Genomic DNA, 14004 nt, shown 5'->3' on the forward strand with positions numbered 1-14004 from the left:
CATCTAATGCATATTCAATATAATGAGGCAGATATTCTGCCCCATCATTTTATTTTACACTTTTCAACCATTCAGAAAAGTCTTTACCTTGCTGAGGGTGACGTAGTCCATACTCAACAAATGCTTTCATGTAACCTAACTTATCACCGCAGTCATGTGAACGTCCTGTCATTGTAAACGCCTCTACCTTTTGTTTTTTCATCAACAGCGCTATAGCGTCGGTAAGTTGGATCTCGTTACCTGCACCATATGGCGTGATCGCAAGGAGTGGCCATATAGCTTCTGAAAGCACATACCGTCCAACTACTGCCAAGTTCGAAGGAGCATCCTTAACATCAGGTTTTTCGATAATCGCACTCATAGGTGTGCTTTTACCTGACTCGCCTTCCACACCATTACAATCTACTATCCCATACTTGGAAACATCAGCTTCAGGCACCTCTTCAACCATAACTTGGCTATTTCCTGTTTCTTCAAAGCGATTGATCATTGCTGCAAGGTTATCTTTACGAAGATCACTGGAAGACTCATCCATCAAAACATCGGGAAGAATTACAGCAAATGGCGAGTTTCCTATCAATGGTTTTGCACACAGCACGGCGTGACCAAGGCCCTTTGATTGTCCCTGGCGAACATTCATTATCGTCACACCCTTAGGGCAAATTGATTGAATTTCTTCCAGTAATTGTCTCTTTACTCGTGTTTCTAGCATGCTTTCAAGTTCGAATGACGTATCGAAATGGTTTTCGATAGCATTTTTTGAAGAATGAGTTACAAGAATAATCTCTTTTATACCTGCGGCAGCGCATTCGTTGACAATATATTGAATTAATGGTTTATCAACAATCGGCAACATTTCTTTTGGTATAGCTTTGGTCGCAGGTAGCATACGGGTACCTAAACCCGCAACAGGTATGACGGCTTTTAACATTGTTAAGTATACTCCAGTTGACATCGGTTAATTTATTACCTGGCATTCAACGCAGGTAAATACTCTAGATAAGCAAGTTCATAACTTTATCTTCAATATTTCCATAATCAATATATTAACGATTATCATTCCCCTTTTAGTACGCACCATCTCTTTTAAGCACAACATTTACTGTCTTGAATAAAATTGCGATATCGTTCCAAAGAGACCAGTTTTTTACATACCAAGCATCGAAATATACGCGCTCATTGTAGTCAATATCGTTTCTGCCACTTACTTGCCACAACCCTGTCATACCTGGCTTCGCCATTAAATAATAGTCGGCTTCACCTGCGTAACGTTCTAGCTCAGTTTCAATTACTGGCCTTGGCCCAACAAGACTCATTTCACCCTTCAATACATTCCAAAGTTGGGGTAACTCGTCTAAGCTAGTTTTTCTAATAAACTTACCTATTTTAGTTATTCGCGGATCATTTTTGAGTTTAAAATCTTTATCCCATTCTTCTCTCGCTTGAGCATCTTTCAAAAGAAGCTCCGCTAAAACTTCTTTGGAATTTAAAACCATTGATCGAAATTTTAGACAACCAAATTTTTTGCCATTTCGCCCTATACGTTCATGGCTATATATTGGTTTACCGCCATTTTTCCCAACTTTATATAAAAGTAATAGAAAAAGAGGTGACAACATTACTAATATTGATACAGAACCAATGATATCGAAAGCTCTCTTAATAAATCTGGAGCTTGGCTTCATAAGATTATTATTCACTCTTAGGATCATCACATCATGGCTAAATATAAATGACATATCCGTTCCATAAAGTGGTACACCGCGAAGCGTAGGAATAACTGATACAGAACGACAATGATGTTTGGCTAGATTTTTTAACCAGTAATCACGGTCATTTGTTTGCTCAAACTCTGCCGCAACAATGAATTGCGTATCATCCGCATCTGCTATCGACCATAGTTCGACTTCTTCAGACAGAACTTTAATACCCATCAAATCTTTTTCAGTTCCTTTCTCAAATGCATAGAAAGCAATAATATCAAAACCACTAACTTCGTCGCTTTGTAGAGCATGATAGGCTTCCGTTGCGTTATTGCCACTTCCAATAATAATCGTTTTTTTCTTCCATAACCCTGAACTGTCAAGTATCCTTTTAAGGATAGTACGACCGAGAGGAATCATAATTATCGCTAGTAACCATGTTAATACCCAAACATAACGAGACAAACTCCATTTAGAAAAGGCTACAATTGCAAGATTTATTATTGCAAAAATGGTTACTGTTCTAATAATTTCTTTTAATTCAAACCAAAAAGGTTTTCTGTAGGTGTAATGACGTAATCGAAGCCAGAACCAGCCAACGCATGCTATGGAAAGCAAAAAGTGAGATGCGTAATAATATTTTATTTCTTCAGCAGAAATAAAATGATATATATCCCCAGAAATAGACTTAAGTAAGAACGCAGCTAATAAAAGAGAAGCATTAAACAATAAAAAATCAGTAATGGAAAGTAACAAATGTACAAAAAAATTTCGAATTTTTGAATTTTTAATATTCATACTTTACCTATTCACCTTGTAAAAATTTCTTAATCCCTTGTTAATCATTGAGTTAACCATCTTCTAATTTAATGAATTAAATATGATCACATAATCATTTAATATTATGTTCGTGTATTATCATTCACCATGCCCATGGGAATATACGACCCGGTGACTGATTGAATTCCTATAAATGACATAAACCACTTCTAAACAATAGCTAAAAGTAACCGTTTTTTCTTACTCACATCAAAAAACATACATTAATTTTTATAAATTTCGTTGCGGATATTTAATGATCTGGAACTCCTTTAGCTGCAGAACATATCATCATATAATAAACTTTCTTTATAAGAAGCTTTCTCATTTTATAACCAGAAAACCTCACTAGATAATAGAACAACCCTACATAGTAGCTTAAATCATATTATCTCGCTAAACTGTAAAAAGTTTATGTAATACGCTAAAAGTCAGCTTGGGAATTTAATTATTTAAGTTAGCTAGAGATTTCTTAGAATATCTCTTTTCCTATTGCATGTTTTTCTGAAAACATGTTGTTGTAAACACCAGATAATTGGTAAATTTTTCTCGCTACTGATCAGAAAAAGTCAAACACCTTAGCGATTGATGGAAGTAACCTCTCCTCACTGATGACCGACATTTCTTCGATACACGCTACCGCCCTTGGCTTGACAGCTACCAATGTACTGATTAGTAAGAACTTTCAAATTTTCAGTGTTATAACAGCAGGCAGTGCACCCTTATGATTACAACTCATATTAATCTAACTTGAGAAATTTATAATGGCAAAATTCCTAAAGAGTATTTTACGCATTTTAAGGCGCAAAGCCATCTAACACGATAGATTGACTATTTAACATGCACATCGTTTTAACGCCCCTATTAAACAACAAGTTTTTCATGAACATGTCTATAAATTGATAGTATAAAATTTAGATTTGAATTGTAACTCTGTGAGCTCATTTACGCCAACATGAGTACATGTTTTATCTTTTAAACGTGCACATTGGTACTTTTTTGGTCAACCTTAGAGCACTTCTAATATTTTTTTCCATCGTGTTTGAATTTTCCGCGTCTGACGCCCATTATTCACCGTGTGGCAACCGCCGTGTAACTAAAGGTGAAAAACGTAATATGGAATGGATCGCCGATCCGTCGATTTGGGCCGGGCTGGCTACCCTGGTAGTACTCGAAATTGTTCTGGGCATAGACAATCTTATTTTTATCGCCATTTTGGCGGAAAAACTTCCGCGCCAGCAGCGTGATAAAGCGCGCGTTACCGGGCTTTTACTCGCCCTGGTGATGCGTTTATTGCTGCTGGCCTGTATTTCGTGGCTATCTACGCTGACTCGTCCCCTGCTTACTGTGCTCGGGCATGCATTCAGCGCCAGAGATATGATCATGCTGACCGGCGGGGTCTTCCTGCTCTTTAAAGCCACCATGGAATTGAACGAACGGCTTGAAGGAAAGGATGAGGAGCAAACCCAACAGCATACGGGAGCCAAATTCTGGGCGGTAGTCGCGCAAATTGTGGTTCTGGATGCCGTCTTCTCGCTGGACTCCGTCATCACCGCTGTCGGGATGGTCGATCATTTAGCCGTCATGATGGTCGCAGTTTGTATCGCCATCGGGCTGATGTTGCTGGCAAGCCGCCCGCTTACGCGCTTTGTGAATGCACATCCGACGATTGTGATTTTGTGTCTTAGCTTCCTGCTGATGATCGGCTTCAGTCTGGTCGCAGAGGCTTTTGGTTACGCGATCCCGAAAGGTTATTTGTACGCTGCAATTGGTTTCTCGGTCATTATCGAAGCACTGAACCAGCTGGCACAGTTCAACCGCCGACGCTTTTTATCTTCACGCCGTTCATTGCGTGAGCGTACCGCAGAAACGGTACTTCGCGTTCTTCGCGGTAAACATGAAGAAGCCGAGCTGGATGCCCATTCCTCCAGCATGATTGCTGACAGCACTAATGAAGAGGATGCGATTTTCAATCAGCAGGAACGCCATATGATTGAACGTGTTCTCGGGCTTGGGCAACGTACCGTCAGCAGTGTCATGACCTCGCGGCATGATGTCGATAACCTTGAATTGAATGACCCGGTGGACGTGCTGACACAGCAAATTGCCAATAACCAGCACACCCGCATGCTGGTGACAGAAGACAGTTCGACTGACGAACCGTTGGGCGTGGTACACGTTGTGGACTTGCTCAAACAGCAACTGCTGAAGAATGAATTAGATCTTAAAGCGCTGATACGTCAGCCGCTGATCTTCCCGGAGCAGCTTTCCCTGTTGATGGCGCTGGAACAGTTCCGTCAGGCAAAGACGCACTTTGCATTTGTAGTCGATGAGTTTGGTTCGGTTGAAGGGATCGTAACGCTGACAGATGTTATGGAAACGATCGCCGGTAACCTCCCGGAGTCAGATGAAACGCCAGATGCGCGCCATGACATACAGCAGTTGGAAGATGGCACCTGGATTGCCAACGGCTATATGCCGCTTGAGGATTTAGTGATGTACATCCCCCTGCCGGTTGATGAGAAACGTGAATACCACACGCTGGCCGGGCTGCTGATGGAGCATACGCAGAGCATCCCACAGGTGGGCGCGCAGATTACCATCCACGACTATCTGTTCGAACCGCTGGAAGTCAGCAGCCATCGCATTCTGAAAGTGAAAGTCACCCCGCTCAAATCGGCATCGGATAACGATTACGAAGTCTGATACGACTGCAAAAAGAAAACGGGTGCCTGCTTCAGGCACCCGTTTTTATTCCTAAGACGCTGCTTAATGGTTATTTATTCAGAAATTTTTGCACATCTTCTTTTTCTTTACTGTCTTTACCCTTATCAATCCAGTTCTGAAGTGCGCTGCGGGCGCTTTGTTCCAGCGTGCGTCTCAGTACCTGATCAACCTGCAACTGGTAACCCATTTGCGCCCACGGGCCGTAAACCCGCAAAGGAATGTCCGTCGTTTTGAGCGTATTAATCAGATTGCTGTCACCTTTCCAGCCACCTGTGACGCGGATCAGTAAGTTCATGTCCACCTGCTGATCGGCCATGTCGATGCTGCCGTTCCCTTTCGCAGTAACCATCGGCGACTGACCCTCGAGATTAGTCAGCGTCAGCGTGCCATCAGCAAGTTTGCCTTCGGCTTTGAGCGTATCAATCTGGCTATAGTGATCGTAGCGCTCGAGCCCCTGTACCTTGTCGCTGCTGCGCGCAACCGCCTGCTGAATAAGTTGCTGAATATTAATACCATTCAGGTGAGCATTATCCATGGAAAGTTGTCCTTCTCCCTGCCAGCGCCGTGCGAAATCTGCAGCGGAAAGCCCTTTGCCGTTAACATCGCCTTTCAGGGAGAAACTGCCGGTCAGCGCTTTCGGTAAATCATAGGCCGCCAGAACATCACCCAGCTCGATTTTGTTCACATCCGGCACCAGGTGCACCTGAATCTGTTTGCCGGTCACGTCCATATCACCCGGGAGTGAGAATTTCCCGCTGCCCATATTGCCGCTAAAGGTAGATAAGGTGACCTGACCCTGCTGATTTTCTGCATTGAGTGCCAGATTTTGGATCTTCAGACCACGGTAAGTTAAATCAGCGACTTTCAAAGCCAGTTTGGCATTAAAGGCTTTCAAGCTGCTCAGCCCGTTCGGCTGATCGTCAACATCGCGGGCAATCACCGGGGCGGATGTCACAGAAGGCACATTTCCCGTTGTTTCTGCCTCGGTTTTAGGCTGCCAGCCGCTGAGCGCATCGAGGTCGAGTTTATTAGCGGACAAATCCAGCTGATAATTCGGACTAGCTCCGAGTGTGGCCGAGGCGGTGCCAGAGACCTGATTATCGTTGGCGGTTAAATCCAGCTGGCTAAGTTTAATAGTGTCTGTATCGCGCTGATAGTTGGCCTGCATTGCACCGCTACCCTGCACGCCTTTAACCGGAATATCTGCGCCGTTTAGCTGATAGGTAAACTTGCTGATATTCGCTGCAAAGGTCTGCGGATAATGCTGCATATCCAGTTCAGCTTTCATCGTGAAAGCGAGATCGCGCTGATTACGGTTAATACGGCTGGAAAGCTGAACAGTTGCCTGTCGGTTGGCATCTTTATCCATCTGCATGTTGATATCGCGAACGTTGATGACATCATCATCGCCGCGTTGCCAGATAAGAAGACTGTCGACAATGCTTAATTTATCGATATCAAATTTCCAGCCCGCCTCAAGTGTCGGCGTTACCGGCGCAACAGGCGTTGGTGTGGAGGGCGCGACTGGCGCGTCAGGCTGATTCTCTTCACTATCTGGCGTAAGACGAACGACTGCATTTTTCAGCAGAACCTGCTTCACTGCGAGCTGATGAGAAATCAGCGGCCAGAGTTTGACGTCCAGCCGCATGTTTTCGGCGCTGACCACCGGCGCTTTGGCACCCGGCGCGGTCAGCGTAGTTTGTCCGGCGATAATGCTCAGCTGAGGCCAGACATGCCAGCGCAGCGAGCCGTTGATCGCCAGCTGATAGCCGCTTTTCATTTCAACCCGTTCCACCATATATTGGCGGAAGTCGTTCGGGTTAATCAGAAACACCAGCGAAGTCATGCCGGCAATGATAACCACCAGTAAAATCACCAGTGTTGTCAGTAGTCTTCTCATGCCTTCCTCACGTTTTTATCCTGCGTGCAGATAAAAAAGCTGAATCAGTCTTCATCAATACGGCTGGCAACCGCACTTTGCTGGTCGCGATATTTCGCATCCTGGCGGCTGTTATAAGGACGCGCTGCCGGGCCGGATAACGGCTCGAAACTCAGTGCGCCAATCAGCATGCCGGGACGAAGTGCTAGGGGCAATTTGCCGGAATTATAGAACTCCAGCACGATACGCCCCTGCCAGCCCGGATCGATGCGGTGCGCCGTGACGTGGACCATTAATCCCAGACGCGCCAGCGATGACCGCCCGTCCAGCCAGCCGACAAGATCATCGGGTATAGAAACCGTCTCAAACGTCACCGCCAGCGCCAGTTCACCCGGATGCAGGAAGAATGCTTCACCTTCTGGCAAAACAATTTCATCACTCATCACTTTATCGAGAGAGGCGCTGACTTCGTCCTTCGGGCCACTCAGATCGATAAAACCGGCGTTGTGCCCGAGAAATACGCGAAAGCCATTGCCCAGACGCACATCTACTGTAGCACCGTTAATACGTTCTACAGGCGGACGCGGTGAAATCCCTAATTTGCCACTGTCCAGCCAGGCTTCTATATCTCGATCGCAAAGTCTCATCGTTTCTCCGGTATGTGTTCTACAGCATGGCGATTAATTGAAAAACTGGCTGATTTTTGCCTTTAAAATATCAATCGCAATCCGGTTTTTTCCGCCACGCGGCACAATGATGTCTGCGTATTGTTTGGAAGGTTCGATAAATTGCAGGAACATCGGGCGGACGGTTTTCTGATACTGCGCCATCACTGAATCCATCGAACGGCCCCGTTCGTTGACATCACGCTTCATGCGACGCATAAGGCAAATATCAAGAGGTGTATCGACGAAGATAGAGAAGTTCATTTCCTGGCGCAGACGCACGTCGGTCAGCAGCAGGATCCCTTCAAGAATGATGACTTTTTTCGGTTTTAGCGTCACCGTTTCGGCAAGCCGGGTATGTTCAATAAAGCTGTAGCTCGGCAGTTCAATTGCCTGACCTGATTTCAACGCCTGTAAGTGCTGAAACAGCAAATTGTGATCCATCGCACTCGGATGGTCGTAGTTGGTTTTGACCCGCTCTTCCATGGTCATATGGCTTTGGTCTTTATAGTAGCAATCTTCGGGGATCACCCCGATGTGCTCATCGCCTACCTGATCACGAAGTTCACGGTATAACGTACTGGCGATAAGGCTTTTTCCCGAAGCAGATGCGCCAGCGATACCTACGATGACACACTGATGGAATTTGTCAGACATAAAATTAAAGACCTGATTTGGAAGTTGGAAGGCAAACACAGATATGTGCTTTGAACGCGGCAATTATAAGTTCAAGACACTGCCTGATGCCAGCGTTAAGGCTGTGTAATCGCTGACATCGGGCAATAAATCGCTGAGTTGAGAGATTAAACTGCGCGGAAAGCGATTTCAGTCGGAATTGCATCGCCTTTCCAGAACAGTTGTGACGCCACTTTTGACGCCAGTTCACGATAAATCGTTGTAAATTCGCTCTCAGGATTCGAAACGACCGTCGGCTCGCCGCGATCCAAATCTTCACGCAGCGAGATATGCAGCGGTAATTGCGCCAGCAGCTCACAGCGATATTTCTCTGCCAGACGCTGTGCGCCACCGGTGCCGAAAATCGGTTCGTGATGGCCACAATTGCTACACACATGCATGCTCATGTTTTCGATAATGCCAAGCACCGGCACATGCACTTTCTCAAACATCACGATCCCCTTCATGGCATCAAGCAGCGCGATGTCCTGCGGCGTGGTGACAACCACAGCGCCGGTTACCGGAATGTTTTGCGACAGCGTCAGCTGAATATCACCGGTGCCCGGCGGCAGGTCGATCACCAGATAATCCAGATCCGGCCACAGCGTATCCTGCAACATCTGCATCAGTGCTTTGCTGGCCATCGGACCACGCCAGACCATGGCATTTTCATCAGTGACCAGATAACCAATCGAGTTGGTCGCCAGGCCATGCGCCATAATCGGCGACATATGTACGCCATCCGGTGACGTCGGACGCTCATCTTCAGTACCCAGCATATTCGGCACCGACGGTCCGTAAATATCGGCATCCAGAATCCCGACTTTGCCGCCCTCGGCCACCAGCGCCAGTGCCAGATTCACCGCCGTCGTGGATTTCCCGACGCCGCCCTTGCCCGAACTGACCGCCAGAATATTGCGCACACCTTTAATTCCCGGCTGCTCATTCGCCCGTTTCATGGTGGCGATGTCGTGACGCAGGGTCCACTGGACCGCCGATGCACCGGTTACGCGCAGCAGTTCGCCACTGGTTTCCTCTTTCAAAATCTCAAAACCGCTTTTCCAGGCGAAGGGCAGCGTCAGGTCGATATGTAAAACGTCGTCCATCAACACGCAATGATGCAATGCCTTAATGGCGTTGAGATCTTTTTGCAGGGTTGAATGACGAAAGGTGGCCAGTACGCCGGTCACTAGTGCGCGCAGCCCCACGGGGGTGGTCTGCTGTGGGGATTGAGATGTCATCCCGGCTCCTTGAAACTGGTTATCAGACTATTTATTAAACGACTTATTCTTTAAATAGCATAACAGAAGCTTCATGCAGAGATCCCCCGTTTGTTTACGAGGGGCGGCGCTTTCGGTTAACATCAATCCCCCTGATTTCAACAACAGAAAGCAAGCTCTTACTATGGCTCAAGTCGCGAAAAAAATTTTGGTAACCTGTGCACTTCCGTACGCCAACGGATCCATCCATCTCGGTCACATGCTCGAGCACATCCAGGCTGACGTCTGGGTTCGTTTCCAGCGAATGCGCGGCCATGAGGTGCACTTCATCTGTGCGGACGATGCGCACGGCACGCCGATCATGCTGAAAGCTCAGCAACTCGGTATTAAGCCGGAAGAGATGATTGCTGAAATGAGCCAGGAACATCAGAAAGATTTCGCCGGCTTTGGCATCAGCTACGACAACTATCACTCCACGCACAGTGACGAAAACCGTGAGCTGTCCGAGCTGATTTATGGTCGTCTGAAAGAAAACGGCTTCATCAAGAACCGCACCATTTCTCAGCTGTACGATCCGGAGAAAGGCATGTTTCTGCCGGACCGTTTCGTCAAAGGCACCTGCCCGAAATGTAAATCACCGGACCAGTACGGCGATAACTGCGAAGTGTGCGGCGCGACCTACAGCCCGACTGAGCTGATCGAGCCGAAATCCGTGGTGTCCGGCGCGACGCCGGTAATGCGTGAGTCCGAGCACTACTTCTTCGACCTTCCAGAATTTAGCGCCATGTTGCAGGCGTGGACCCGCTCCGGTGCTTTACAGGAACAGGTCGCGAACAAAATGCAGGAATGGTTCGAATCCGGTCTGCAACAATGGGATATCTCCCGCGATGCGCCTTACTTCGGTTTCGAAATTCCGGATGCGCCAGGCAAATTTTTCTACGTCTGGCTGGATGCGCCAATCGGCTATATGGGGTCATTCAAAAACCTGTGCGACCGTCGCGGCGATCTGAACTTCGACGAGTTCTGGAAAAAAGATTCCACCACCGAGCTGTATCACTTCATCGGTAAAGACATCGTTTATTTCCACAGCCTGTTCTGGCCGGCGATGCTTGAGGGCAGTAATTTCCGTAAACCGACCAATCTGTTCGTTCATGGTTACGTGACAGTTAACGGCGCGAAGATGTCCAAATCGCGCGGTACATTCATCAAGGCCAGTACCTATCTGAACCATCTGGATGCGGACTGCCTGCGTTACTACTACACCGCCAAACTGTCTTCACGCATCGACGATATCGACCTGAACCTGGAAGATTTCGTGCAGCGCGTGAATGCAGACATCGTCAACAAAGTGGTGAATCTGGCGTCCCGTAATGCCGGTTTTATCGCCAAACGCTTTGACGGCAAACTGGCTGATAAGCTGGCTGACGAAGTGCTGTACAAAACCTTCACCGATGCCGCTGAAAGTATCGCGCAGGCCTACGACAGCCGCGAATCAGGCCGCGCCATCCGTGAAATCATGGCGCTGGCCGATCTGGCTAACCGTTATGTGGACGAACAGGCACCGTGGGTTGTTGCAAAACAGGAAGGCCGCGACGCTGACCTGCAGGCGATTTGCTCAATGGGCATTAACCTGTTCCGAGTGCTGATGACTTATCTGAAACCCGTTCTGCCATCCCTGGCTGAGCGGACAGAAGCCTTCCTTAAGACTGAACTGAGCTGGGATTCCATTGCACAGCCGTTGCTGTCGCATCAGGTGAATCCGTTCAAAGCGCTGTTTAATCGTATCGAACTGGATAAAGTCGCTGCGATGGTCGATGCCTCGAAAGAAGATATTGCAGCGGCGAACGCAACCGTAGTCACCGGTCCGCTGGCGGATGACCCTATTCAGGAAACCATCACTTTTGATGATTTCGCAAAAGTCGACATGCGTATCGCGCTGATCAAAAGCGCTGATTTCGTGGAAGGTTCCGACAAACTGCTGCGTCTGCAACTCGATTTGGGCGGCGAAACCCGCCAGATTTTCTCCGGCATTCGCTCCGCGTATCCAGATCCAAAACTGCTGGAAGGCCGCCTGACCATCATGGTCGCGAACCTCGCACCGCGTAAAATGCGTTTTGGTATCTCAGAAGGGATGGTGATGGCCGCGGGTCCTGGTGGGAAAGACATCTTCCTGCTCAGCCCGGATTCCGGCGCACAACCTGGTATGCAGGTTAAGTAAGAACGTTTTTACTGACAAAAGCCCGATGAAATCATCGGGCTTTTTTTATAACTGTTGAAACAAATTTGCTCCAAATACCCTATAGATATCGGGTGTCAGGAAGGCGGCAAGTGAGAAAGTCCCCGGGAGCTTACATCAGTAAGTGACCGGGGCGCACGAGCGCAGCCAACGCATCTGACGCCCGAAAGATAACGGGTATTTCACTTCGGCCAGTTCGGCCATACGCTGCGTGGATAGTCCCTGTCGATATCCGATTTCGCCAGCCCGATATCTTTGAGTTGATCCGCACTCAGCGAATGCAAAATCTTGCGGCTGACGCGACGCTCATTCCAGCTAAACAATGCGGCATACACTTTCTTAGTCCATCCCGCTTTTTGTACTGGCATCTGTGCCGTACGCAGCGTCGCTACGCTCGTTGCACCTGTAACCTGTTCACAAACCACGTTTTCACAGCCTGCAAACTGACGTTCTTCAATGATATTTTTCATATTCTGCCCCTGTTAACGACCTGACAACAGGATCGGATAAACGGCCAAAACATTACAGATTCAGATTTTTAGTATTTCAACCATACAGATCTGGATTAGATGACAGATACAGGGTTAGATTGATTGCATCTGTACTGTTTTCTTTGCGCAGGAGTTGAGAAAAAGATAATGAATCGTTATGAAAATCTGGCTAACGTATTGAGCGACCGCATCGAGCAGGGCCTGTATCCCGCCGGGATCCGCCTGCCATCGGTGCGCGTACTGAGCAGTGAACACGGCGTCAGCGTGAGTACGGTGCAGCAGGCTTATCGCGTACTGGAGGAAAAACAGCTGGTCGAAGCCCGCCCTAAATCCGGTTATTTTGTGAAAGGTGCTCGCATCCAGGCCGCCCTGCCCTCCGGCTGTCGCCCTGCGCAGCGCCCGGTGGAGATATCCCAGTGGGATCAGGTACTGGATCTCATCACTTCTCCTCACCGGCCGGGCGTAGTACAGCTGGGTCGCGGCTCGCCGGACGTTACAGCGCCTACCCTCAAACCGCTCAGCCGTCTGATGGGTCGCGCGGGTCAGCATCAGAATCTCAACGCGTTTCATTACGACAGCATCTACGGTTCGGAAGATTTACGAGAACAAATTGCCCGTCTGCTGATCGACAGCGGCAGCCACATGGATGCCAGTAATATTCTGATCACCACCGGTTGTCACGAAGCGCTCTCGATTGCCATCCGGTCGGTGTGCGAGCACGGCGATATTGTGGCGGTGGATTCGCCGAGTTTTCACGGCGCGATGCAAACCCTGAAAGGCTTCGGCATGAAAGCGCTGGAAATCCCTACCGATCCGGTCACCGGCATCAGCCTGGAAGCGCTGGAAATGGCGCTGGAACAGTGGCCAATCAAGGCTATTCAGCTGACGCCCAACTGCAATAATCCGCTTGGCTACAACATGCCGGACGAGCGTAAAAAAGGTCTGCTGCGTCTGGCGCAGCGCTACGATATCGCCATCATTGAGGACGATGTCTATGGCGAACTGGCGTATCAGTATCCCCGCCCGGCCACCATTACCTCATTCGATGAAGACGGTCGGGTGCTGCTGTGCAGTTCATTTTCTAAAACGCTGGCGCCCGGCCTGCGCGTCGGCTGGATTGCGCCGGGGCGTTATCACGACCGCGCTATCCATATGAAATACATCACCACCGGCGCATCCGCCACGCTGCCGCAAATTGCTATTGCCGACTTCATCAAACAGGGGCACTACCTGGTGCACATGCGCCGTATGCGCAATCAGTACCAGCGCAATTTGTGCACCATGACCGACTGGGTGATGAAATATTTCCCGTGCGGTACACGCGTCAGTCGCCCTCAGGGTGGTTTTCTGCTGTGGATCGAACTTGATGAGCGCGTCGATACATTGCGGTTAAATCGTCTGCTGGAAGAACATAACGTGCAAATCGCCATTGGCTCGATATTCTCCGCGTCGGGGAAATACCGCAATTGCCTGCGGATGAATTATGCCCAGACCCTGACCGCCAAAACCGAGCGCGCGGTGCAGCGTGTGGGAATATTAGCGTCGCAAATGCTGGAAAGTTGCTAAACCTCACCCGGAGAGATTGTCAT

Annotated in this window: 10 protein-coding genes; 3 read left to right on the top strand and 7 right to left on the bottom strand. The window is 48.2% G+C overall.

Annotated features, from left to right (window positions below; genetic code table 11):
- Positions 1 to 49 precede the first annotated feature (49 nt).
- Together galU and wbaP are read right to left on the bottom strand one after the other, a co-directional pair.
- Positions 50 to 931, bottom strand: a complete 882-nt coding sequence (gene galU / locus AC0Z7K_RS01080; protein ID WP_485612380.1) for a UTP--glucose-1-phosphate uridylyltransferase GalU — start codon at positions 929 to 931, stop codon at positions 50 to 52.
- 136 nt (positions 932 to 1067) lie between these two features.
- Positions 1068 to 2501 (bottom strand): undecaprenyl-phosphate galactose phosphotransferase WbaP, encoded by a 1434-nt coding sequence (gene wbaP, locus AC0Z7K_RS01085; RefSeq protein WP_485612381.1) that lies wholly within the window; start codon positions 2499 to 2501, stop codon positions 1068 to 1070.
- A 1137-nt stretch (positions 2502 to 3638) separates the two neighbouring features.
- On the opposite strand from wbaP, the gene AC0Z7K_RS01090 reads away from it, so the two are divergent.
- Positions 3639 to 5228 carry a TerC family protein gene (locus AC0Z7K_RS01090; RefSeq protein WP_485612383.1) on the top strand — a complete coding sequence of 530 codons (1590 nt, stop codon included), beginning with the start codon at positions 3639 to 3641 and terminating at the stop codon, positions 5226 to 5228.
- Positions 5229 to 5298: 70 nt separating this feature from the next.
- Here the strand turns inward: AC0Z7K_RS01090 and asmA are convergent, their stop codons facing one another.
- The 4 genes from asmA to apbC all read right to left on the bottom strand — a co-directional run bounded on the left by asmA (position 5299) and on the right by apbC (position 9709).
- Complete coding sequence (gene asmA / locus AC0Z7K_RS01095) at positions 5299 to 7149, bottom strand: outer membrane assembly protein AsmA (RefSeq protein WP_485612385.1); 1851 nt, start codon at positions 7147 to 7149, stop codon at positions 5299 to 5301.
- A 44-nt stretch (positions 7150 to 7193) separates the two neighbouring features.
- Complete coding sequence (dcd, locus tag AC0Z7K_RS01100; protein ID WP_056769537.1) at positions 7194 to 7775, bottom strand: dCTP deaminase; 582 nt, start codon at positions 7773 to 7775, stop codon at positions 7194 to 7196.
- A 33-nt stretch (positions 7776 to 7808) separates the two neighbouring features.
- The gene (gene udk / locus AC0Z7K_RS01105; protein ID WP_056769536.1) at positions 7809 to 8450 is read right to left on the bottom strand and encodes a uridine kinase; all 642 of its coding nucleotides are present in this window, start codon (positions 8448 to 8450) and stop codon (positions 7809 to 7811) included.
- 146 nt (positions 8451 to 8596) lie between these two features.
- Complete coding sequence (gene apbC / locus AC0Z7K_RS01110) at positions 8597 to 9709, bottom strand: iron-sulfur cluster carrier protein ApbC (RefSeq protein ID WP_485612387.1); 1113 nt, start codon at positions 9707 to 9709, stop codon at positions 8597 to 8599.
- 163 nt (positions 9710 to 9872) lie between these two features.
- On the opposite strand from apbC, the gene metG reads away from it, so the two are divergent.
- Positions 9873 to 11906 carry a methionine--tRNA ligase gene (gene metG / locus AC0Z7K_RS01115; protein ID WP_485612388.1) on the top strand — a complete coding sequence of 678 codons (2034 nt, stop codon included), beginning with the start codon at positions 9873 to 9875 and terminating at the stop codon, positions 11904 to 11906.
- Between the two features lie 200 nt (positions 11907 to 12106).
- On the opposite strand, the gene AC0Z7K_RS01120 is transcribed toward metG, so the two are convergent.
- Complete coding sequence (locus AC0Z7K_RS01120; RefSeq protein WP_413528568.1) at positions 12107 to 12394, bottom strand: DUF1127 domain-containing protein; 288 nt, start codon at positions 12392 to 12394, stop codon at positions 12107 to 12109.
- A 168-nt stretch (positions 12395 to 12562) separates the two neighbouring features.
- On the opposite strand from AC0Z7K_RS01120, the gene AC0Z7K_RS01125 reads away from it, so the two are divergent.
- Positions 12563 to 13981: an aminotransferase-like domain-containing protein gene (locus AC0Z7K_RS01125; protein WP_413528567.1), complete on the top strand. Its 1419-nt coding sequence runs from the start codon at positions 12563 to 12565 to the stop codon at positions 13979 to 13981.
- Positions 13982 to 14004 lie beyond the last annotated feature (23 nt).

This window comes from Rahnella sp. 1L-D-7-B-C2, assembly GCF_057290995.1.